Consider the following 19750-nt stretch of genomic DNA (forward strand, 5'->3'; position numbering starts at 1 on the left):
GACTACTCAAAGTATTGAAACTTGTTGGTCGAGAAGGCAAACGTGACGACAAAGCCTTTGCCGGGCTCGGATGCCGCGGTGACGTCGATGCCCATCTTGGAGCAGAGGCGCGCCACCAGGTAGAGGCCGATGCCCGTTGCGCGCTTGGTGGTGCGGCCGTTGTCGCCGGTAAAGCCCTTCTCGAACACGCGCGGCAGGTCGGCCGCGCTCACGCCGCAGCCGTTGTCCGCGACAGTGAGCTCGATGCGTTCGCTCGCCAGGCCCTCGTCCAGCAACGCGCCCGAAAACACGATCTTCGCGCCGTCCTCGCGCGCATATTTAATACTGTTCTGAATAAGCTGGCCCAGAATAAACTCGAGCCACTTCTCGTCGGTAAAGACCTCGAAGTCGAGGTTCTCGCACACCGGGGCCACGTGCGCCGCGATGAGCTCACGCGCGTTGGCCTTAATCGCGCCCGTCACCAAGGTCTTGAGATCCCAACGGCGAATCAGGTAGTCGCGCTCCACGACTTCCGAGCGCGCGTAGTACAGCGCCTGGTCGATATAGCGCTCCACGCGAGCCAGCTCACGGCCCAGGTCATCCACGCGCGACAGGTCGTCTTCGCTGCCATCCAGGTTTTCCAAAATCAGATGAGCCGCCGCCAGGGGCAGTTTGGCCTCGTGGACCCAGCTCTCGATATAGTCGCGATAGTCATCGGTCTGACGCCGGCCTTCGGCAACCTCGTCGCAAGCGGCTTTGCCCACCCGGCGCAAGACCTCGTACTCGAGCTCGCCCTCGGCATAGGTCGGGCATTGCACCATCTCCTGCACCCATGCGGGGCTCTCGAGCTCCTCTGCCGCGCGCTCCAGCTGACGCAGAAAACGGCGGCGACGCGCGTACTCGACCACGATGCCGAGCATACCAAAGATAAAGGAAACGCCGACCGCCACGACCACAATAGAAACGGGTGCACCGGCGACCGTCAGCACAAAGCAGCTCAGCAGCACGCCGCACGTCCACACGGCGACGGGAAGCAGCGCATCTTTAAAGAACTTGCCAAACGACATAGCCGGCCCCTAGACCGAATAGCCTTGGCCGCGATGCGTAGTCAAATACCCCTTGATGCCGATTTTTTCGAGCGTGGTGCGCAGGCGGTTGATGTTGACAGTGAGCGTATTGTCGTCCACGAAGGCGTCGGAGTCCCACAGGTCCTGCATGATAGCCGAGCGCGAAACGATCTTGCCCGCGCGGCTCAGAAGCAGCGAGAGGATACGCAGCTCGTTTTTGGTGAGCTCGGTGCTGGTGCCCGTTTGCGTGTTGGTGACCATGGAGCGTGCGAGGTCGAGCTCCAGTCCCTTGTGGACGAGCGTGCTGCGCTCGCCCGCCGCCGCGGTGCGACGCAGCAGTGCGTTGATGCGCGCCACAAGCACGCGCGCGCTATAGGGCTTGGGAACAAAGTCGTCCGCGCCGAGCGTCATGGCCATGACCTCGTCGATCTCGGTCGTGCGCGACGTGAGAACGATGATGGGGACCTCGGATTCGCGACGGACCTCATGGCAGATGTGCTGGCCGTCTTTGACAGGGAGTGTGAGATCGAGCAGCACCAGGTCGGGCGCGGCGGCGAGAATATCGCGCGAGACATGCTCAAACGATTCGCAGGCCTCGATTTCAAACCCGGCGCGGGCAAGGATGTCGACAAGCTCACGACGAATGGGCTCGTCGTCCTCAACGACATAAATCAGCGCCATGGATTTCGCTCCCCTCTTGGTTGTCTTGCCACCATTATGGCTGCGAAACTGCAGGTGCGCACCGCGCGCGGTACCAAGGTGACAGAACTGTTCGCGAGCGGGGGCGTTTTGTCCGCCTCGCACTCGCAGCGGCGGCGGGGACCAAAATGATTCTTTAATCCCCGTCCCAGAAAAATCATTTAGCGGCGGGCACGGAGCTTTTCGTAGCCTTCGGCGAAGAAGGCGACCGTGGCGGCGTCGGCCTCGGCGGCGTTCGTCTCGGTCGCGGGGACCACGCCGTGCTCGTCGCTCACTAGGAACAGCGCACCCTTGAGCTGCGCGGGAATGTCTACGCGCGTGACCGGGATTCCCTTGGTCTGGGCCAGCTGCTCGATGAGCGTCGCCGTGCCACACAGACACTCGTCCGCTGGCACCACAAAGGCGAGCTCGCCGTTGTTGACGGCGGCGAGCAGCTCGGGCGCCACGCCGGTTTCGTCGGCCTCGGAGCGGGCCTCTGCGGAACGGGCACGCAGCGCCTTGGCCGACGTATCGGCGAGCGGCTCGTACTCCCCCACCGTCATGGCGGCGTTGCCGTTGATGTCGATCACCAGCATGAGCACGCCGTCGCGTGCGGTGTAATCGCCCTCGGCAAGCGACCACTCAACGTGCTGTTTGGCCCAGCTGAGCATGTTATGGGTGAGTGGCTCGCCCTGCACCAAGCGCTCGGACAGTGCGCGAATGTGGCGGTTGAGCATGGGTACCTTTTTGTTGGACATGCGCCAACGGCAGACAAGCGCGGGCTTGTCGAGCGTAAACTTCTCGACCGCCTCCTGATTGGCGCAAAAGTCCTCGTACGCACGCTGATCCTCGGCATTGCCAAACAGCTCGGCATCATCAATCTGGGGCATGGTCATACCTTTCGTGTTAGTCATTCCGTCCTCTTATACCAAAAAGACGGCCCTCCAAACGGAGCGACCGTCTTTTGCGGAGATTATTTTGTCCCGGGGCGAAACTTAGTGCCTAAAATGCCTGGCCCCTGTGAAGACCATCGCAATACCATGCTCGTTGCAGGCCTGGACGCTCTCGTCGTCGCGCTTGGAGCCGCCAGGCTGGATGATGCAGGTCACGCCGTGCGCGGCAAGCACGTCGACGTTGTCGCGGAACGGGAAGAACGCGTCGCTTGCACAGGCAAAGCCGCCCTTCTCCACGCCCTCGCGCTCGCAGAAGTCCTCGGCGCGCTCGCAGGCAAGCAGTGCAGAGTCAACGCGGTTGGGCTGACCCGGGCCCATGCCAATGCCGGCCTTACCCTTGGAGACCAGGATGGCGTTGGACTTGACGCCCTTGCAGACCTTCCAGGCAAACTCGAGCTCGGCCATCTCGGCGTCGGTGGGCTTGCGGTCGGTGGGGAACGTAAAGGTCGCAGGATCCTCGGTCACGTGGTCGACCTCCTGCACCAGCATGCCGCCGTCGACGGAGCGCAGCTCCACCTGGGCGCCGTGGTCCACGCCGCCGGTGGCCAGCACGCGCAGGTTGGGGCGCTTGGCCATGCGCTCGAGCGCCTCGGCAGTGTAGCTCGGGGCGATGATAACCTCGACGAACTGCTTGTTCTGATCGGCAAAGTGCTCAACCAGCTCATAGGGAACCTCGCGGTTGCAGGCGATGATGCCGCCGAAGGCGCTCTTGGGATCGCAGGCGAAGGCGCGGTCGTAGGCGGCCGTGATGTCCTCGGCCACGGCGGAGCCGCAGGGGTTCTGATGCTTGAGGATCACGCAGGCCGGCTCGTCGAACTCGCGGACCAGGTTCCAAGCGGCGTCGGCATCCAGATAGTTGTTGTAGCTGAGCGGCTTGCCCTGGATCTGCTCGGAGCCCACGAGCGGGAACTGCGAGCTCGCGGTATTCTCGCAGCCCTCGGCAAAGCGATAGACCGTGGCCTTTTGCTGCGGGTTCTCGCCATAGCGCAGGTCGTCGACCTTCTCCAGCGAGATCTCGAGCTTGGCAGAGGTGTCCGCCACGTCGCTTGCCTGGGCGGCAAGCCAACGGGAGATAGCCGTGTCGTAGGCGGCGGTGGTCTGGTAGACCTTCACCTGCAGGCGACGACGGGTGGAAAGCGTGGTGCAGCCACCGGTCTCGCGCATCTCGGCCAGGACGGCATCATAGTCGGCCGGGTCGGAGATGACGGTAACGCTCGCGGCGTTCTTGGCGGCAGAGCGCAGCATGGAGGGGCCACCGATGTCGATGTGCTCGATGGCGTCCGCGAAGGTGACCTCGGGGTTGGCGACGGTCTTCTCGAACTCGTACAGGTTGACGACGACCAGGTCGATCAGCTTAATGCCGTGCTGAGCAGCCTCCTGCATGTGCTGCTCGGAATCGCGGCGGGCCAGCAGCGCGCCGTGAACCTTGGGGTGCAGGGTCTTAACGCGGCCGTCCATCATCTCGGGATAGCCCGTGAACTCCTCGATGGGGGTTACGGGGACGCCCGCGTCCTCGATGGCACGAGCCGTGCCGCCCGTAGAGATGATCTCGACGCCAAAGTCATCGACCAGCGTCCGTGCGAAATCGACGACGCCCGTCTTATCGGTAACCGAGATCAACGCGCGTGCGATCTTCACATCAGATCCCATGCAGTCCTCCTGTCTGGTACGCCGCCGTGCTCTGTGAGCCGGTGATACGTCGATCTGCAGCGCTCGCGCAGCGGCATTGAAAATACTGATTCAATGTAGCGCATCGAGCGCATCGATGCACCCCGCAACGGGCGCATATGCAGAAAAAGTTTGCGAGCGGAGGGGATGGGCACGGCACCGGGCACGGTGAGTTCATGGAACACAGGGGCACCATAATTAGATGCCAATAGCGTGGTAGAATTGTGCTCGATATGCATCCGCAAAAGAAAGAGGCACCATGGTCTCGCGGGTTCTCTGCCGACCGTTTGATACCGAAGACTTCGACGCCATCGCGTTGATTCTGCAGCAGCTTTGGCATAACAATTCGGATAACGATGAGTACAACCGCCTCGAGGCCGCGTGCGACCTCGCCTATTGCCTTTCGTCTTCGACGTTTTCGCAGGTTGCCGTAATCGACGGTCAGGCGCGCGGCATTGCGCTCGCGCGTGCGGGACAGAGCTCCGGCGCCACCGTTAAGGAACATTGGCTGGATACCGAACGCGCACTGCTATCGCAAATGCGCGAGCTGGAGCCCGATGCCTGCGCCGAGTATCTCTCGTTTGTGCGCGCAACCATCCGAACCAACAACCGCCTGCTCGAAAGCAGCCCGTTACCACACGACAACGAGGTCACGCTGCTTGCCGTAGATCGCGACGTCCATGGCCTGGGCGTTGGCTCGGTGTTGCTCGACGCCGCAGTCTCGTACCTGTCCTCGCGCGGGGCGACGAGGGCGCACCTGTACACCGACTCCAACTGCTCGTGGAAGTTCTACGAACTGCACGGCTTTAAGCGCACGGCCACGCACCGCGCCAACCGCGAAGAGCGCCGTCACGAAATGCCGCGCGAAAGCTTCCTCTACGAACTCGACCTAACAGCCTAGGCCCAGCAGCCATACCTAGTCATTTAGGAACGTCCCCAGTGACTAGTCGTTGGGGACAGTCTTCGTAGGTAGCGCATAAAAAGGGATGGGCTTTCCCCGACGGCTGTCGAGAAAAGCCCATCCCATAGCTTACGACCGTTAGAACGTTCCGCCGCCGCCTCCGCCGACGCCGCCGCCTCCGCCGCCCGAGAAGCCGCCGCCTCCGCCGCCGCCCGAGCTGTCCGAGCTCGACGCGAGCTCACGGATGCTCTCGTGATACACGCCGTCGAACGAATCGAGCGGCGACTCGGTACCGTAATGATGGTAGTACCACCAGTAGCAGGGGTAATTGTCGTAGAAACCGTCGGCCTCGCGCACCTCGGGAGGAACAGCCTCGGCAAGCTGACGCAGGACTTCCTTCGAAACACCCAGCGCCGCACCCATCACCAGAAGTTTATTCCACAGGACCAGATCGCCGGGGACGGCTTCCTTTAGACGCGTGAAATCCTCAAGCCAATGCTTGAGCGCCTTGCAGCGAGCCGCCACCTCGGCGCCCTCCGGCGTAAAGCGGCGGAACGTAAGGCCCACGCCAATACCCACCAGCACAATCGGCACCGAGATAACCGCGGCGATAATGTTCGCCTGTGCGCCGTCGGTAAAGAAGATGGATCCCGCGGGAATACAGGCGATCAGAATACCAAGAACCAGGCAAAACACCATTGCGACAATGCCGTCCGAGGCAATGTACTCGCTATCGGCCAGCTTGCCCTTAACGGTGTTCTGATAGTCCTCGAGCTTGTCGCCCACGGGTGTAGCGTGCTGCTTGACGTAGTGCTGCAGCTCGTCGAACGTGCGCGAGCGATCGCCGTTCTCGTCGGGCTTAGCACCGGCAAAGAAGACCTTGAGCACCATGTGGTCAATGCCCTTGGCCGACTTCCAGCCCGCATCACTCACCGTCACGCGATACGTCTGCTCTTCTTTTTCACGCCCCAACAGACCCTTCTTAGCCTTAGTCACGGTCGCCTGCTCCAGCTTAATCACACGGTCGTCAGTGAGCTTCATGAGCGTGGCGATATATGCCTGATCGGGCACCTCGTTCCAGCTCATGAGGGCCGAAAGCACAGCGGGATGGTCGGCCGAAGGCACATCGCGGAAATATTCGTCCTGGAAAAGCGGCTTGGGCTTGCGGCGGCGCAGCTTGAGCACAACGATTGTGCCGGTAAAGGCCACCGCCGCGACAACACTTAGTACGGCAAGTACATTGGCAATCATGCGAGCGTGAGCGCGGCGGGCGTTAGCCTCGTCGGCCCATGCCTTCTCCTCGCTCAGGATTGTCGGCATGCGCTCCTCGCTCGAAGCGGAAAGCCAAGGCACCCAATCGCTGGGGAAGGTGATGCGCGCCTCGGCGAATTCGCCCTGATGCACGCAGGGAATGGTATAGGTGACCATGGGTTCATCCGCATCGAGCGATACGTCGCCCGTCAGCGGGCCGTGGCCCCATGCGCGGAAGTTATCGCCCTTGACGGCCGCCGTCCCGGCGGCGGCATTTGCGAAGCACACTTCCATCTCGACATCATCGGAATCCGCAGACCAGCCGTCGCCCACAAACTTCCAGTAGAGCTCGGCGGTATCGGACCAGTTCATAACCGCACCGGTCATGGTGTAACTCACGTAATAGATCGCGCTGTCGCCGCTCTCGTGGGGGCTGAACACCTTGATTCTTACGCCGCTGTCGGACTGCTCAACCGTATAAACGCCGTTGTCGCCTTTGTTTGCGCTGTCGACCTTGTTAAACGCGGTGTCGTCTTCCTCGACGCTCAGCACATTGACGCCCGCCGCGCCGCCCTGCTGGTTAGAGCCTGTATTGATCTCCCAAAACACGCCGTTGATGTCGTCATCGAAATCAAACTGGCGTCCCTCGACAACGGTCAGCGAGCCGTCGGCCTCGACCGTGGCACCGATATAGGTTTGGGTCATGGAGTAGCCGTCGGCACGCGCAACGGCGGGCAACAGCAGCAGTGCGCACGCGACGAGCGCGCAAATGGAAACAAATCGCGCAAACGGGCGGCGCTGCCGGCTGACTTTGGCGGCGAGGGTGTTCATAGGCACATCCTTTGTCTGTAAAACCAACAGCGCCATTGTCCCACGTTTGCGGGTACGCATGACGAATATCTAGGCGACCGGAGCGCCAAACGGGATGAAAGTCACGCCCGCACCCCGGCACTTGGAAAATGATCCATTGGGGACGGAGGAAAACGGATCATTGGGTTGAATCGACAGACAGCAACAAATTTGTCGTTTGGGACGCTCTTTGGCCGAGTCCTGCGCCAGCAATAGATACCACTTCACAGCTCCGTCACAGGTGTAGCGGCTTTGTGTGGGCGCGGCATACGCTGATTGAGCCGCCAGTCGAGGGGCATAAAACAATTGAGCGAAAACGGTTTGCCCCTTTGCCGTTCGCTCGAGGATCATGTCCCCCTTTTCCGCGGAAACCCCGGCAGTTGCGAAGAGCTGCCGGGGTTTCTGTCGTTTGTGAGGCCGAGTCGGCGTACGGCGATCGAGACGTTGGGCCGCAGACCCACCGTGCGCAATGCGCAGCGCCGCCAACTTGCGAGCCACGGAAACGCCTTCCCTACCGTGCCCCGCGCTATACTCGTCCGCATGGATATCAAAACACGCAACATAGTAACGCCCGCCGCGGATGCACCAACGTCGCAACCCGCCTCCGTTCCCGCACCTGTCGTGGGCCGTTTTGCCCCGTCGCCCTCGGGCCGCATGCACCTGGGCAACGTGTTCAGTTGCCTGTGCTCGTGGCTTTCGGCCCGCAGCCAGGGCGGCAACATCGTGCTGCGCATCGAGGACCTGGACGATCGCTGCAAGCGCCCCGAGCTTGCCGCTCAGCTGATTGACGATCTGGCCTGGCTAGGGCTTCAGTGGGACGAAGGCCCCTACTACCAGCACGATCGCCTCGACCTGTACGAGAGCGCCTTGCACCAGCTGCAAGACGCCGGCCTCACCTATCCCTGCTTTTGCACGCGCGCCGAGCTCCACGCCGCCAGCGCGCCGCACGCCAGCGACGGCACGCCCATCTACCGCGGCGCCTGCCGAGGCCTTTCGGCCGAAGAGGTCGCCCGCCGCAGTGCCCTGCGCGCCCCGGCCACGCGCCTACGCGTGCCCGACATCGACGACCTCGCAGGCGACGTGATCGAATTCGTGGACCGCACGTACGGGGCCCAATGCGAGGCACTCGCCACCGAGTGCGGCGATTTTTTGGTGCGCCGCAGCGACGGCGTTTTTGCCTATCAGCTAGCCGTGGTGGTCGACGACGCTGCCATGGGCGTCACCGAGGTCGTGCGCGGATGCGACCTGCTGGGCTCCACGCCGCGCCAAATCTACCTGCAGCATCTGCTGGGACTTCCCACGCCGCACTACGCACATATTCCGCTGCTCATGTCACCGGATGGCCGCCGCCTTTCCAAGCGCGACCGCGATCTGGACCTGGGCGAGCTCCGCGCCCGCTTTGGCACGCCCGAGGCGCTGCTGGGCTGGCTCGCCGGGCAAACAGGCATCGCGCCGGACGCCACGCCACGCTCTGCCGAGCAGCTGGTCGAGCACTTTAGCTGGGATGTCATCCGCGCGCACAGGGAGAACATCACCGTAACGGCCGAGTAGCCAAACGCCCCGCCCCTACGCAATGTCCCAGGGTTGGAGTTCGTCACCCAGGTGGATGATGCAGTCGTAGAGTACGGTGTGGCGCTCGGCCGGATTGGCATCGCGATGAAAATGCCCGTAGTACCAGCGCTTGTAGTCCAAGCGATCTTCCAACTCGTCAAAAAAAGCCGTGAGCCGATCGACATCGGGTCGGGTCCAGCCGGGCGCCGGATAGAGCGTGGGCGAAAGCAAGCGCGTGGAGCAGGTATGGGTGATCACGTAGTCGACCTTCCAGTCCACACTATCGAGCTTTGCCCGCGCCTCCTCAAAGTTGCGCTCGTCCGGCAGCTCCTGCGGCCACCAGCTGGAATACGGAATGCGGTATTCCTTATCCACGCTCGTGGCACCGCCCATGGTAAAGATTGTTGAATCGTCAAGCTCAAAAACCTCGCCACGCGTCAGGCGCCGTATGGGCGAGGTGTCCGACAGGCGCTGCGTCAGACCACCATGCCACAGCTCCATAGGGCGCTCCGCCCAATGGTCGAAGCGTTCGTGGTTGCCGTCGACGAACAACACGGTATAGGGACGCGATTCCAGCCAGGCGATATCGGCGCACTCCTCGGCAGAGAAATCCCAGGGAAAGCCAAAGTCGCCCGCAACAATCAGATAGTCGTCACTCGTCAGACTATCCCCAAGATCCCAGTCGCGCAGCTTTTGCATGTCGACGCCACCGTGAATGTCGCCCGTCACATAGACCGTCATCGGATCACCACTTCCCTCTTATAGGTTTCGAGATCGTGCTCGATCTGCTCGTTGCCCGTGGCGTTGACCCACCACGGCCACTTGACGCAGCTCACCGGCTCGTCTACCTGCACAAACCACGACTTGAGCTCCTCCAGGCTCACCGGGGCGTAGCTGTTAGCGTCCGCGCCCACGTCATAGCGCAGCAGCCCCTGTCTGAGGTTGAACTTGTTGTACGCGTCGCCACAGCTGTGGATATGCCCGTGCAGATGCCAGCTACCGTGCGACATGCCCTGCCAGTCGACCATGGGATAGTGGCTCAGCACGATTTTTTGGCGGTCAATCTTGAGCACGCAAATGGGCGGCTCGACGATAAAAGCATCCGCTACGGCAGGCTGCGTCCAGTCTTTGTCGTGGTTGCCGGGCAGTAGGTGGACGCGCTTACATGAAATGCTTTTGCGCAGCTCATAGGCGTCTTGGACCGTCATCTTAAAGCTGAAGTCGCCCAAGATGTAGAGCTCGTCATCCGCAGCAACCTTGCTGTTAATGTTGGCGACCATGGCGTCGTTCATCTGCGCAACAGCCGACCAAGGCCTATCGCTAAGCCGTAGCATGTTCTCGTGTCCAAAATGAGTATCGCTGGTAAACCAGATCACGGGGACCTCCTGTTGCTGCGGGGCATCCATCCCTTAGGGCTTACCCTTCATTTTTCCATCCAAACGGGTCAAGCACCCAAAAAATCAGATCGAGCACGCCGCCGGTTATCATGGCGCCGGCAAGGGCCATGCAAACGTGCAGAGAGCTGACACTTCGGAGCACGTCGAACGGCCCCAGAACAGCCAGCAGCGCGACCGCTGCGCCGGCAAGGCACAACGCGAGGCACGGCCCCGCGTCCTTGACGCATTTCTTTGCGAGATGCTTGGTGTTGTCACTCATCAAAATCGAACTCCTTAGAGGGTCGTTGTTCAGGTACATGCCGCCGCGGCAGAGCAGGGCGACAGGGTAAGTGTCACATGTCGTGCGGACACAGCTGAAAGCCCCCGCGCAAAAAACAGCGCGCCGCAGGATTCGTATCACCTGCGGCGCACCGAAAATAATCCGCTTTCCTCCGTCCCCAACGGATCAGCTGAGTTGGCGCCGCTTGACGGAAAGGAAGGAGCCGGCGGCGTCACGAGCTGCGGCAATGTCGCTAGGCATAGGAAACAGACGTGCTCCAAACGCTCTAAGCCCCAAGCCTACCCATTAAGAAATCGACTGCGGAAACGATTTTGATGCCGTCAATGTCGGTCGGATGGCTTCCCCGGCGAACAATGATGATCTTCTCGTAACCGCCGGTGATCTTCTCGAGCGACCTGAGCTCAAATGGACGCAATTCACGCTTGCGCGTCGCCTCCTCGTCAATCGACTCCGTGACCTGAATAAACTTACGATCCGAGCCGTCGCCGATCGCAACAAAGTCGATTTCAGCATCTCGAAGATGACCCGTGAAGACCTGGTATCCGTCATAGACAAGGCGATTGTAAATGGCATTTTCGAGAACACGCCCACTGTCGCTGCCGCGATACCCATCCAAGAAGGCTCGAAGTCCCAGATCCTCAATGTAGAACTTGCCGCCGGTCTTCAAAATATCCCGACCCTTAATATCAAATCGGCGCGCGTGCGAAAAGATATAGGTCTCCTCAAGGGCGGACACACAAGTGTCCACGACGCCGTGTGAGGATTTCGCCCCGTTCTCTGCCAGCGTTCCAACGATCTTATTAATTGATGTCGGGTTTGAAATGTTATCAGCCAAGTAGGAAGTGACGCGATCGAGCACACTCCTGCTCGTCACCGACCGTCTGCCCCGACGGGCTTCGCGAGCCAAAATATCGCGCCCGACGATTGTCTGGTATGTGCTCCAGATATAGTCCCTCATTTCCTGCTCCGGCAGCTTTGAAGCAGCGAGGAACGGCAGGCCTCCAAACGTCAGATAGCGGTCAAGAAGATCGTCGAGTGCAACAATATCCTCCCGGCCAAAAACAGCAAGCCTATTCGTGACGTCAGTCGGACCAAGAAAGTCGACATATTCCGAAAAAGCGAGCGGATGCATCCGAATCTCGACATACCTGCCCGAGATTAAGGTCGCAATCTCTGACGAGAGGAGAAAAGCATTCGAACCCGTAACATATATATCGCAGTCCCGGTCGACACGAAGTGCGTTAATCGCCTTCTCCCATCCGGCAACCTCCTGAAGCTCGTCGAAGAAGAGATAGCACCTCTTGCCCGCAGGCATTAGGCCGTCGACGTGGCGGTAAAGCTCTCGCCAATCACGCACGCCCTCCAGCTCAAATGACTCCATCTTAAAGGTCAAAAGGCACTCGGATGGAACGCCGTTATCCTCCAAATGTTTCCGCATCATGTCCAGAAGTGTCGACTTGCCACAACGACGCATACCCGTTACGACCTTGATGACATCCGTGTCACGGAAGGCGATTAACTTCTCGAGATATCGATTTCTGGGAACCATCCGTTTATCCATCGCTCGCCCCAATCTGCAAGTTTTTCTCACAGAATGACAAGAACTTGCGAATTTTGCAAGTTTTTCTCACGTAGCGACAAGAACCTGCATATCCGTCCGTGGCCATTTGCAGTCGGATTCCGGCGAGGCCATGACAAGCAGCTTGCCACATGGCCGACACGGAGCCATGGCATGCGCGGAATCTTGGGGGCAGGACTTCTCCCAGCAACCTATAAGACAAAAACACATACACATAGATAGAGAGAAGCCCGGCAAGACACGGCGCCAAGGCCGCAGCCACAAACTTGAGTAGCCGATAGTCTAAAAATCACATGCGCTCAAAACACGAACGATCGATCTGTTATCCTGGCGCCAACATAGTCTTTCGAAAGGTTTGCCGGGATGACTACGCAGCGACAGATTGATATTGAATTCGACTCGCTTACACGCGAGAACGATTCACCCAAGCTCATCGCCAACTCGAAGGCGGCAGGCGGAACACTACTATCCGTTATCAAGGAGCAGCTCTCAGCCTGCGGCTCTTTTGACTTTTGCGTAGCGTTTGTTGCAGACGGCGGCCTTCAAATCCTGGTCGAGACGTTCCAGGAGCTCAAGCAGCGTGGCATTAAGGGCAGGCTGCTCACGTCCACCTATCTCAACTTCAACTCACCCGATGTCTTTCGCAAGCTCCTGGAATACGACAACATGGAAGTTCGCGTATTCCAGGGTAATTTGCATGCCAAGGGATACATTTTTGATAAGGGCGAAACCAGCACGGTCATCGTCGGCAGCTCCAACATGACGCAGACCGCTCTCACCTGCAATAAAGAATGGAATGTGCTGTACCAGACTGTCGAGAACAGCCGCCTACTCAACGAACTGAGGGGCGAGTTCAATTCGTTGTGGAACGATACCTCAACCGTTTTGCTTTCCCAAGACTGGATTGAGAACTATGCCGCATATCGATCGGCACGTCCGCCAAAGCCCAAATCGAAACCGACATTCAAATCTGCGGAAATGCCGGCGCAGAATGACCTCGAAGAAATCAAGCCCAATAAAATGCAGCAGCGCGCCCTTGAGGCGCTCGGTGTAATCCACCGCAAGGGCGAGACCCGCGCCCTGTTGGTCTCGGCAACCGGCACCGGCAAGACCTTCCTTTCGGCGTTCGACGTGCTCGCAACTAAACCCCGGCGCGTCCTCTTTCTTGCGCACCGCCGGCGCATTATCGACGCCTCCCGTGCAAGCTACGAACGCCTCTTAGGTAGTAACTATACGTTCGACACCTATCAAACTGGCAAGAATATAAGCAATGCTACCTGCGTGTTTGCCATGTGTTCTTCGGTCGCCAAACATCTGAGCGATTTCCGTCCCGATGAGTTCGACTACATCGTCATCGACGAGGCCCACCGCACGGGATCCCAGGGTTACCAATCCATCATGTCGCACTTCACGCCTCGGTTTTATCTGGGCATGACCGCTACGCCTAATCGCACCGACGGCTACGACGTCTTTGCCCTTTTCAATCACGTCATCGCGTTCCAGATCACACTGCAGGACGCTTTGGCCGAGGAGATGCTAGCCCCCTTTCATTATTTTGGCATTCACGATCTGGAGATCGACGACGAAACGGTCGAAGATACCGCCTTGTTCGGACGCCTAACATCCGACGAGCGCGTGCGTCATATCACCGAGAAGATCGAAGAATATAGCGTCACCAAAAGCAACCGCAGGGGCTTAATTTTCTGCAATCGAAACGCCGAGGCCAAAGAACTGTCACACAAATTCAACGCTTTCGGATATCGAACGACTGCGATTAGCGGTCAAGATCCCGATGAAGTCCGCGATGCCGCTATCAGCCGGCTTGAAGCCGGCGAGCTCGAGTACATCTTCTCGGTCGATATCATGAACGAAGGCGTCGACATCCCCTCGCTCAATCAGATCATCATGCTTCGACGCACCGACTCCGCAATCATCTTTATTCAACAGCTCGGACGAGGTTTGCGCCTGAATGATGGCAAGGAATACGCTCTGGTACTCGACTTTATTGGCAATTACCAGAGCAACTTCCTGGTGCCCATCGCACTTTCGGGTGACAAGACATACAACAAAGATCGCCTGCGTCGTCTCGTCCAAGAGGGCGATTCGGCGATACCCGGATGCTCGACCGTGAGCTTCGATCGTATTTCTGAGGCACGCATTTACAAGGCCATCGACGGCGGCGATTTCACCTCCGTCAGGTTTTTGAAAAACGAATATCTCGACTTGCGCCAAAAACTCGGCAAGATTCCCTCGCTGCTCGAATTTGATCGTAACGGCTCCATCGATCCACTGCTTATCTTCAAGAATAGCGGCCTGGGGTCCTACCACGCATTTCTTTCCAAATACGAGCCGGACTACACGGTTCAATTTACCTCTGATCAGACCAAGATTCTCAAATTTATTTCTCAAAAACTTGCCGCGGGCAAGCGATTCGAAGACCTCTATTTGCTTCAAACGCTCGTCGAAGCCGGACACGAGGGCTACTGGCATATGCGCGAGGCTGCGCTTAGGAACTACCGCGCACAGCTTAAGGACAGCGCCGTTAGGTCGGCAATCGCAGTCCTTAAGGGCGACTTTGCCACTCCTAAGGATTTCGTTTCCCTGCTTATTGACGATGGATGCGGACCTCGTCTGACCGAAGCGTTTGCGACCGCCCTGCGCAACGCAGAGTTCAAGCGTCAGATTCTCGAGGTGCTGGATTTTGGTATTGAGCGCAACCGACTCGACTATGCCGAGACGTACGAAAACACAAATTTCGTTCTCAACGCCAAGTACACGTACGAGGAGGTTTGCCGTCTGATGAACTGGCAAAAGAACATCAACGGCCAAAACCTTGGCGGATACTTCTACGATGAGAAGACCAATACATTCCCCGTGTTTATTAACTATGACAAGGCTCCCGACATTAGTGAGTCAATTCAGTATGAAGACCGCTTTGTTTCGCCGAGCAAGCTCATCGCAATCTCGAAGGGCAACCGCACGCTCAACTCCCCCGAGATTTTGCGACTGCAGGCATGGCCGGGAAACGGCCTGAAGACGTATTTGTTTATGCGAAAGAACAAGGACGATAAGGGCGGTAAGGAGTTCTATTTCTTAGGCGAAATGCATCCGACCGGCGAGTTCGAAGCTATTAAAACTAAGAGCGGCGACAACGCCGTCGAAATCGAATATGAGCTCAATGCACCCGTGAGGCAAGACATTTACGAGTTTATGCTCAGCGATTTGAGCGAAGCCGAGTAACAAATAGGAGCGGGCCGCCATGTGACGCCCGCCCCTTTCTTACTTAAGCCCGAGTTTCTTTTCGAGCTCCCTAACGACTTTAACGTCTGCCGGAAGCCAATCGACATCCCACAGGTTATTGGTATCAAGCCATTTCATATCCTCGTGAGCGTGCTCTTTGAACTCCCCCGAAAGGATGTTAGCTAGATAGCACTGCATCGACAGGTGAAACGTCGCGTAATCATGCTCGACCGTGCAAAGATAGTCGAGGTTACCGATCGTGACCTCGAGCTCTTCTTGAATCTCGCGCACGATTGCCTGCTCGCCGGTCTCGCCCGGCTCGAGCTTGCCACCCGGAAATTCCCAGCCGTCTTTAAACTCACCATAGCCGCGCTGGCAGCTCAGGATTTTTCCGTCCTTCTGAATAATCGCTGCTGCAACATTGATTGATTTCATAACTAGTTATCACCTCTCCAGTTGAGCCCAACCAGTATAGGCGATCGGCCGCCCGCCATGTCCCAGTCGCCTGAAAACCGCCTGCTCGACCAACCCTTGACGCCGACTTGCTACCGGCTCACCATCCCTCGCTATCGAGGTCTAATACTTTTCCGCGAAGTGAACGTCTGTTTTAGGACCCCTGAAGCATCCACATTTTTCGTCGGCAAGATCGCAGGATTCCAGTATCGAAACCGCAGGAAACGATGTCCTTAAAGTGTCGATGCTTCGGGGGTCCGTTTTAGCTCGTTCACTTCTCGGAAAAGTATTAGACCTCGCTGCTAGCTACCCAGAAGGACACCTCTTCCTTCCCCACTGCCACCCAAAAACTCATCCAACATTAATCTTGGCTCAAGAATCGCTTAATCTATAACCTGCACTATAGAGTTCGACCAAGGGCGGGGCGGCGCAACGCAGACCGCCGAACGCAACGCTCGCGCCCGGGCAGATCGCCCGGCGTCGCGCCCATCGAACGAAAGGACAGGTCATGGACGACCTCGAAAAAGTTGAAACCATCCGCACCAAGTGCAACGTGAGCTACACCGATGCCAAGGCCGCGCTCGACGCCGCCGACGGCAACGTTTTGGACGCCATCATTTGGCTCGAGTCGCAGGGCAAGACGCAGACCACGTCGGCGCACGCCGCCACCGAGTCCGCGCCAGTCGATGAGCCCTCAGCCGAGATGGTCGCCGCGCAGGCCGCCTACGAGAAGTCGAGCGAAAAGACCGACTTCTCCAAGAAGATGGACGGCGTGTGGGAGTACCTCAAAAAGCTCTTCCGCCTGAGCCTGGACACCAAGTTTATCGCCACGCGCCGCGATGCGATCATCCTCAACATTCCCATCCTGATCCCCATCGTCGCGCTGTTTGCCTGGGGCGCCACGATATGGCTGATGTTGATTGGCCTGTTCTTTGGCATGCGCTACCGCATCGACAGCGACGGAGACGTGCCCGGCAGCATCAACAACCTTATGGATCACGCCGCCGACGCCGCGGACGACATCAAGCAAAATCTCAACGACGACAAGTAATCGCAGACGGGGGCACGTATGGCACGAATCCTGATCGTAGAGGACGAGGAGAAAATCGCCCGCTTTGTGACGCTCGAGCTGGAGCACGAGGGCTACCAGGTGGAGCACGCCGCCGACGGCCGCACCGCCGTAGACCTGGCGCTGGAGCGCGACTACGATCTGATTCTGCTCGACGTGCTGCTGCCGCAGCTCAACGGCATGGAGGTGCTGCGGCGCGTGCGCAAGCACAAGGATGTGCCGGTGATCATGGTCACCGCGCGCGATGCCGTGATGGATAAGGTTGCCGGGCTCGATGCCGGCGCCGACGATTACCTGACCAAGCCATTCGCGATCGAGGAGCTGTTCGCACGGATCCGCGTGGCGCTGAAGCGCTCGGAGGCCGCGCGGGCGGCTTCGGGCGTTGGCAGCGCCGGTGCCGGGGCTGGCGTAGCGATCGGCACGGCCGCCGGTATCGCCGCAATGTCCCCGGCAACCGACACGGCCCAGACCGCTGCCACGCCCTCCCCCGCCGCGCTTACCGTTGACTCGGTTGCGCTCGATCCCGACCGCCGCGAAGTCACGGTCGGCGGCTCGCCCATCGCACTCACGGCCCGCGAGTTCGACGTCCTCGCCCTGCTTATGACGCATGCCGAGACCGTGCTCACACGCGAGCGCATCGCGCACGAGGCGCTGGGCTACGAATACGTGGGCGACACCAACAACGTCGACGTGCACATCGCGCATCTGCGCGCCAAGATCGAAGACGCCGGTGGCGCCCGCATCATCCAGACCGTGCGCGGGGTGGGCTATGTCTGCCGCGCGTAACGCCGAGGCCAAGCGCGTCACCTCCATCGCCCGTGCCATCAACTGGAGCTATATGTGGCGCCGCCTGATGGGCTACGTCTGGCTCGATCTGCTGCTGATGGTGATTGCGGCGGCGATCCTCGTCTATGGATACAACCAGACGCTGCCCGACGACGCGTTTACCGCAGGCTGGATTCCCGGCGCCACCGTTCGCGGCATGTCGCTGACGCCCGCGCGCGGCTGGGACCTGGCAACGCTCACCTATACCGTCGAGCTTGCGCGCACCAGCAAGACCTTCCCCCTCGCGCAGGACCTCGTCACGCTATGGCCTCTCTACCTTGTCGTTGTGGGTTGGCAGGTCATCAGCGTGCTCAACATGCTCGGCGGCGCGAGGCGCGTGCGCCGCACCATGGCGCCGCTCAACGACCTGGCCTTGCGCGTGGACGAGCTCGGCCGCATGCAGCTCTCCGGCGGCAAGATGGAAACGCTGGAGCAGGCCATCGAGCGCGCAAGCGTCGACTCGCCGAGCGTCACCACCGGCGACGCCGACCTGGCAAGCATCGAGGTCGCACTCAACCGCCTGCTGCGCCAGATGCAAGAGGCCAAGCTGCAGCAGATGCGCTTTGTCAACGATGCAAGCCACGAGCTGCGCACGCCCATCGCGGTGATTCAGGGCTACGTAAACATGCTCGACCGCTGGGGCAAAGACGACCCGGACGTGCTGACGGAATCCATCGCGTCCCTTAAAGCCGAAAGCGAGCACATGCAGGAGCTCGTGGAGCAGCTGCTGTTTTTGGCGCGCGGCGATGCCGGGCGCACGGTCCTGCGGCGCGCGAATACCAACCTGGCCGCATTGGTCGGCGAGGTATGCGAGGAATCGCAGATGATCGATACCGAGCACACGTATCGGCTGGCGTACGACACCACGCTTGCCAACGACCCGCGCTGCGACGCATCTGTCGACGTGGCGCTCGTGAAGCAGGCTCTGCGCGTGATCGTGCAAAACGCTGCCAAGTACTCGGGTGCGGGAACGACCGTCACGTTTGGCATAACGCCCGATGCGGGCACGGGTGCGATCGACATAAGTGTTGAGGACGAGGGCATCGGCATGAACCAGGAATCCGCAGCCCACGCGTTCGAGCGGTTCTACCGCGCCGACAACGCGCGCGATGCCGGCGCGCAGGGCTCGGGTCTGGGGCTTGCCATTGCCAAGTGGATCGTCGATAGCCATGGCGGTGTCATTGGCGTGACCTCGGTCGAGGGTGTCGGCAGCCGCTTTACGATTCGCCTGCCACGGTAGGAAGCCCCTCGGCATAAATAAAGGGATAGGGCCACGCGGCTCTATCCCTTTTTGTTAGCTATAGCAGCTTGTGCGCTACTCGCGGCACAGGTGCACGGCGAAGCCGGCGAACTCGCGCTTAAAGTACACGAGTTTGGTGCCGCCGTCGGGCAGCAGCACGCGCGACTCCTCGTTGACCTCGAGCCCGCGCTCGGCAAACCACTTCTCGGCCGCATCGATGTCGTTGACGGCAAAGCCGATGTGGCCCTTAGCGCCTCGACCGTTCTGCTTCATGACCTCGACCAGCGAATCATTGAAGTACGAAACCGGGGTCTCGATGACGGGCAGGCCCATCATCGTCGAGAACAGCTCCGCGATCTCCAAGGCGTCTGCCGGGTCGGTGGCGTTAATGCCCACATGGGCAACGCGCATGCCAAAGAGCTCGACCGGATTGGCGTTCTGCTCACTCATGCAGTCAGCGCCTACTGAGCCATGACGCCGAGGACGGCCTTCTCGGCAGCGACGCGGTTCATGCCGGTCATGAAGGGCACGCCGCTCACGTACGGGCAGGTGAGACCCTCGGGGGCAACGGTGGTGGCGATCAGCAGGTCAGCGCCCTCGTCGCAGTAATCCTTGGCCTCGGAGATGGCGCACTGCACGATCTCATACTTGCCGGCATAACCGTTGGCGTCGAGCAGGGTGGCGACCTTCTGGGCAACGAGCGTGGAAGTAGCAGCGCCAGCACCGCAAGCCAAAACGATCTTCTTCATAGGTAATGTCTCCCTTCATGG

The 19750-nt window shown here is 59.6% G+C and carries 19 protein-coding genes; 6 read left to right on the forward strand and 13 right to left on the reverse strand.

Features of this window, described 5'->3' with window-relative positions; genetic code table 11:
• Nucleotides 1-2: 2 nt before the first annotated feature.
• From I2E45_RS05035 to purH, 4 genes are all read right to left on the reverse strand, one after another.
• Nucleotides 3-1046: a sensor histidine kinase gene (locus I2E45_RS05035; RefSeq protein WP_195444684.1), complete on the reverse strand. Its 1044-nt coding sequence runs from the start codon at nt 1044-1046 to the stop codon at nt 3-5.
• A 9-nt stretch (nt 1047-1055) separates the two neighbouring features.
• The gene (locus I2E45_RS05040) at nt 1056-1727 is read right to left on the reverse strand and encodes a response regulator transcription factor (RefSeq protein ID WP_195444686.1); all 672 of its coding nucleotides are present in this window, start codon (nt 1725-1727) and stop codon (nt 1056-1058) included.
• A 179-nt stretch (nt 1728-1906) separates the two neighbouring features.
• Complete coding sequence (locus I2E45_RS05045; protein ID WP_195444688.1) at nt 1907-2638, reverse strand: hypothetical protein; 732 nt, start codon at nt 2636-2638, stop codon at nt 1907-1909.
• A gap of 81 nt (nt 2639-2719) precedes the next feature.
• Nucleotides 2720-4327, reverse strand: coding sequence for a bifunctional phosphoribosylaminoimidazolecarboxamide formyltransferase/IMP cyclohydrolase (gene purH / locus I2E45_RS05050; protein ID WP_117847877.1), 1608 nt, complete (start codon nt 4325-4327; stop codon nt 2720-2722).
• 277 nt (nt 4328-4604) lie between these two features.
• Here purH and I2E45_RS05055 point away from each other — a divergent pair, with 277 nt between their 5' ends.
• Nucleotides 4605-5246: a GNAT family N-acetyltransferase gene (locus I2E45_RS05055; RefSeq protein ID WP_195444690.1), complete on the forward strand. Its 642-nt coding sequence runs from the start codon at nt 4605-4607 to the stop codon at nt 5244-5246.
• A gap of 138 nt (nt 5247-5384) precedes the next feature.
• Here I2E45_RS05055 and I2E45_RS05060 read toward each other — a convergent pair whose 3' ends face one another.
• Together I2E45_RS05060 and I2E45_RS05065 are read right to left on the reverse strand one after the other, a co-directional pair.
• Nucleotides 5385-7328, reverse strand: a complete 1944-nt coding sequence (locus I2E45_RS05060; protein ID WP_195444693.1) for a DUF2207 domain-containing protein — start codon at nt 7326-7328, stop codon at nt 5385-5387.
• A gap of 69 nt (nt 7329-7397) precedes the next feature.
• Entirely contained in the window at nt 7398-7697 is a 300-nt protein-coding gene (locus tag I2E45_RS05065; protein ID WP_195444695.1) for a hypothetical protein, read from the reverse strand.
• A 189-nt stretch (nt 7698-7886) separates the two neighbouring features.
• On the opposite strand from I2E45_RS05065, the gene gluQRS reads away from it, so the two are divergent.
• On the forward strand, nt 7887-8897 hold the full coding sequence (gluQRS, locus tag I2E45_RS05070; RefSeq protein ID WP_267472633.1) for a tRNA glutamyl-Q(34) synthetase GluQRS: 1011 nt from the start codon (nt 7887-7889) through the stop codon (nt 8895-8897).
• Between the two features lie 15 nt (nt 8898-8912).
• Here gluQRS and I2E45_RS05075 read toward each other — a convergent pair whose 3' ends face one another.
• The 4 genes from I2E45_RS05075 to I2E45_RS05090 all read right to left on the reverse strand — a co-directional run bounded on the left by I2E45_RS05075 (nt 8913) and on the right by I2E45_RS05090 (nt 12135).
• A complete protein-coding gene (locus I2E45_RS05075; RefSeq protein WP_195444697.1) occupies nt 8913-9638 on the reverse strand; it encodes a metallophosphoesterase in 726 nt (241 codons plus the stop codon).
• Entirely contained in the window at nt 9635-10273 is a 639-nt protein-coding gene (locus tag I2E45_RS05080) for a metallophosphoesterase (protein WP_195444699.1), read from the reverse strand. The genes I2E45_RS05075 and I2E45_RS05080 overlap by 4 nt, the downstream gene beginning before the upstream one ends.
• Nucleotides 10274-10313: 40 nt before the next feature.
• Complete coding sequence (locus I2E45_RS05085; RefSeq protein ID WP_195444701.1) at nt 10314-10553, reverse strand: hypothetical protein; 240 nt, start codon at nt 10551-10553, stop codon at nt 10314-10316.
• A gap of 286 nt (nt 10554-10839) precedes the next feature.
• Nucleotides 10840-12135: an ATP-binding protein gene (locus I2E45_RS05090; RefSeq protein ID WP_229058837.1), complete on the reverse strand. Its 1296-nt coding sequence runs from the start codon at nt 12133-12135 to the stop codon at nt 10840-10842.
• Between the two features lie 381 nt (nt 12136-12516).
• On the opposite strand from I2E45_RS05090, the gene I2E45_RS05095 reads away from it, so the two are divergent.
• The gene (locus I2E45_RS05095) at nt 12517-15393 is read left to right on the forward strand and encodes a DUF3427 domain-containing protein (RefSeq protein WP_195444703.1); all 2877 of its coding nucleotides are present in this window, start codon (nt 12517-12519) and stop codon (nt 15391-15393) included.
• A gap of 39 nt (nt 15394-15432) precedes the next feature.
• On the opposite strand, the gene I2E45_RS05100 is transcribed toward I2E45_RS05095, so the two are convergent.
• Complete coding sequence (locus tag I2E45_RS05100) at nt 15433-15828, reverse strand: (deoxy)nucleoside triphosphate pyrophosphohydrolase (protein ID WP_195444705.1); 396 nt, start codon at nt 15826-15828, stop codon at nt 15433-15435.
• Between the two features lie 526 nt (nt 15829-16354).
• On the opposite strand from I2E45_RS05100, the gene I2E45_RS05105 reads away from it, so the two are divergent.
• Genes I2E45_RS05105 through I2E45_RS05115 form a run of 3 tightly spaced genes read left to right on the forward strand, consistent with a single transcriptional unit; the run spans nt 16355 to nt 18980 of the window.
• Complete coding sequence (locus I2E45_RS05105; protein ID WP_195444707.1) at nt 16355-16897, forward strand: UBA domain-containing protein; 543 nt, start codon at nt 16355-16357, stop codon at nt 16895-16897.
• 18 nt (nt 16898-16915) lie between these two features.
• On the forward strand, nt 16916-17701 hold the full coding sequence (locus I2E45_RS05110; RefSeq protein WP_195444709.1) for a response regulator transcription factor: 786 nt from the start codon (nt 16916-16918) through the stop codon (nt 17699-17701).
• Nucleotides 17685-18980 carry a sensor histidine kinase gene (locus I2E45_RS05115; RefSeq protein WP_195444711.1) on the forward strand — a complete coding sequence of 432 codons (1296 nt, stop codon included), beginning with the start codon at nt 17685-17687 and terminating at the stop codon, nt 18978-18980. Before I2E45_RS05110 ends, I2E45_RS05115 begins: the two co-directional genes overlap by 17 nt.
• 75 nt (nt 18981-19055) lie before the next feature.
• On the opposite strand, the gene I2E45_RS05120 is transcribed toward I2E45_RS05115, so the two are convergent.
• Together I2E45_RS05120 and I2E45_RS05125 are read right to left on the reverse strand one after the other, a co-directional pair.
• The gene (locus I2E45_RS05120) at nt 19056-19430 is read right to left on the reverse strand and encodes a VOC family protein (RefSeq protein ID WP_117799843.1); all 375 of its coding nucleotides are present in this window, start codon (nt 19428-19430) and stop codon (nt 19056-19058) included.
• An 11-nt stretch (nt 19431-19441) separates the two neighbouring features.
• Nucleotides 19442-19729, reverse strand: coding sequence for a PTS sugar transporter subunit IIB (locus I2E45_RS05125; RefSeq protein ID WP_195444713.1), 288 nt, complete (start codon nt 19727-19729; stop codon nt 19442-19444).
• Between the last annotated feature and the right edge of the window lie 21 nt (nt 19730-19750).

The sequence above is a fragment of the Collinsella aerofaciens genome (genome assembly GCF_015555045.1).
GTDB lineage: Bacteria > Actinomycetota > Coriobacteriia > Coriobacteriales > Coriobacteriaceae > Collinsella > Collinsella aerofaciens_W.

What these genes read in the sequence shown, in the direction of transcription:
- I2E45_RS05040 (WP_195444686.1), bottom strand. Translation starts at nt 1,727, where the DNA reads ATGGCGCTGATTTATGTCGTTGAGGACGACGAGCCCATTCGTCGTGAG.
- I2E45_RS05095 (WP_195444703.1), top strand. Translation starts at nt 12,517, where the DNA reads ATGACTACGCAGCGACAGATTGATATTGAATTCGACTCGCTTACACGC.
- I2E45_RS05100 (WP_195444705.1), bottom strand. Translation starts at nt 15,828, where the DNA reads ATGAAATCAATCAATGTTGCAGCAGCGATTATTCAGAAGGACGGAAAA.
- I2E45_RS05075 (WP_195444697.1), bottom strand. Translation starts at nt 9,638, where the DNA reads ATGACGGTCTATGTGACGGGCGACATTCACGGTGGCGTCGACATGCAA.
- I2E45_RS05120 (WP_117799843.1), bottom strand. Translation starts at nt 19,430, where the DNA reads ATGAGTGAGCAGAACGCCAATCCGGTCGAGCTCTTTGGCATGCGCGTT.
- I2E45_RS05110 (WP_195444709.1), top strand. Translation starts at nt 16,916, where the DNA reads ATGGCACGAATCCTGATCGTAGAGGACGAGGAGAAAATCGCCCGCTTT.
- gluQRS (WP_267472633.1), top strand. Translation starts at nt 7,887, where the DNA reads ATGGATATCAAAACACGCAACATAGTAACGCCCGCCGCGGATGCACCA.
- I2E45_RS05125 (WP_195444713.1), bottom strand. Translation starts at nt 19,729, where the DNA reads ATGAAGAAGATCGTTTTGGCTTGCGGTGCTGGCGCTGCTACTTCCACG.
- I2E45_RS05115 (WP_195444711.1), top strand. Translation starts at nt 17,685, where the DNA reads ATGTCTGCCGCGCGTAACGCCGAGGCCAAGCGCGTCACCTCCATCGCC.
- purH (WP_117847877.1), bottom strand. Translation starts at nt 4,327, where the DNA reads ATGGGATCTGATGTGAAGATCGCACGCGCGTTGATCTCGGTTACCGAT.
- I2E45_RS05105 (WP_195444707.1), top strand. Translation starts at nt 16,355, where the DNA reads ATGGACGACCTCGAAAAAGTTGAAACCATCCGCACCAAGTGCAACGTG.
- I2E45_RS05055 (WP_195444690.1), top strand. Translation starts at nt 4,605, where the DNA reads ATGGTCTCGCGGGTTCTCTGCCGACCGTTTGATACCGAAGACTTCGAC.
- I2E45_RS05065 (WP_195444695.1), bottom strand. Translation starts at nt 7,697, where the DNA reads ATGATCCTCGAGCGAACGGCAAAGGGGCAAACCGTTTTCGCTCAATTG.
- I2E45_RS05060 (WP_195444693.1), bottom strand. Translation starts at nt 7,328, where the DNA reads ATGAACACCCTCGCCGCCAAAGTCAGCCGGCAGCGCCGCCCGTTTGCG.
- I2E45_RS05085 (WP_195444701.1), bottom strand. Translation starts at nt 10,553, where the DNA reads ATGAGTGACAACACCAAGCATCTCGCAAAGAAATGCGTCAAGGACGCG.
- I2E45_RS05045 (WP_195444688.1), bottom strand. Translation starts at nt 2,638, where the DNA reads ATGACTAACACGAAAGGTATGACCATGCCCCAGATTGATGATGCCGAG.
- I2E45_RS05035 (WP_195444684.1), bottom strand. Translation starts at nt 1,046, where the DNA reads ATGTCGTTTGGCAAGTTCTTTAAAGATGCGCTGCTTCCCGTCGCCGTG.
- I2E45_RS05090 (WP_229058837.1), bottom strand. Translation starts at nt 12,135, where the DNA reads ATGGATAAACGGATGGTTCCCAGAAATCGATATCTCGAGAAGTTAATC.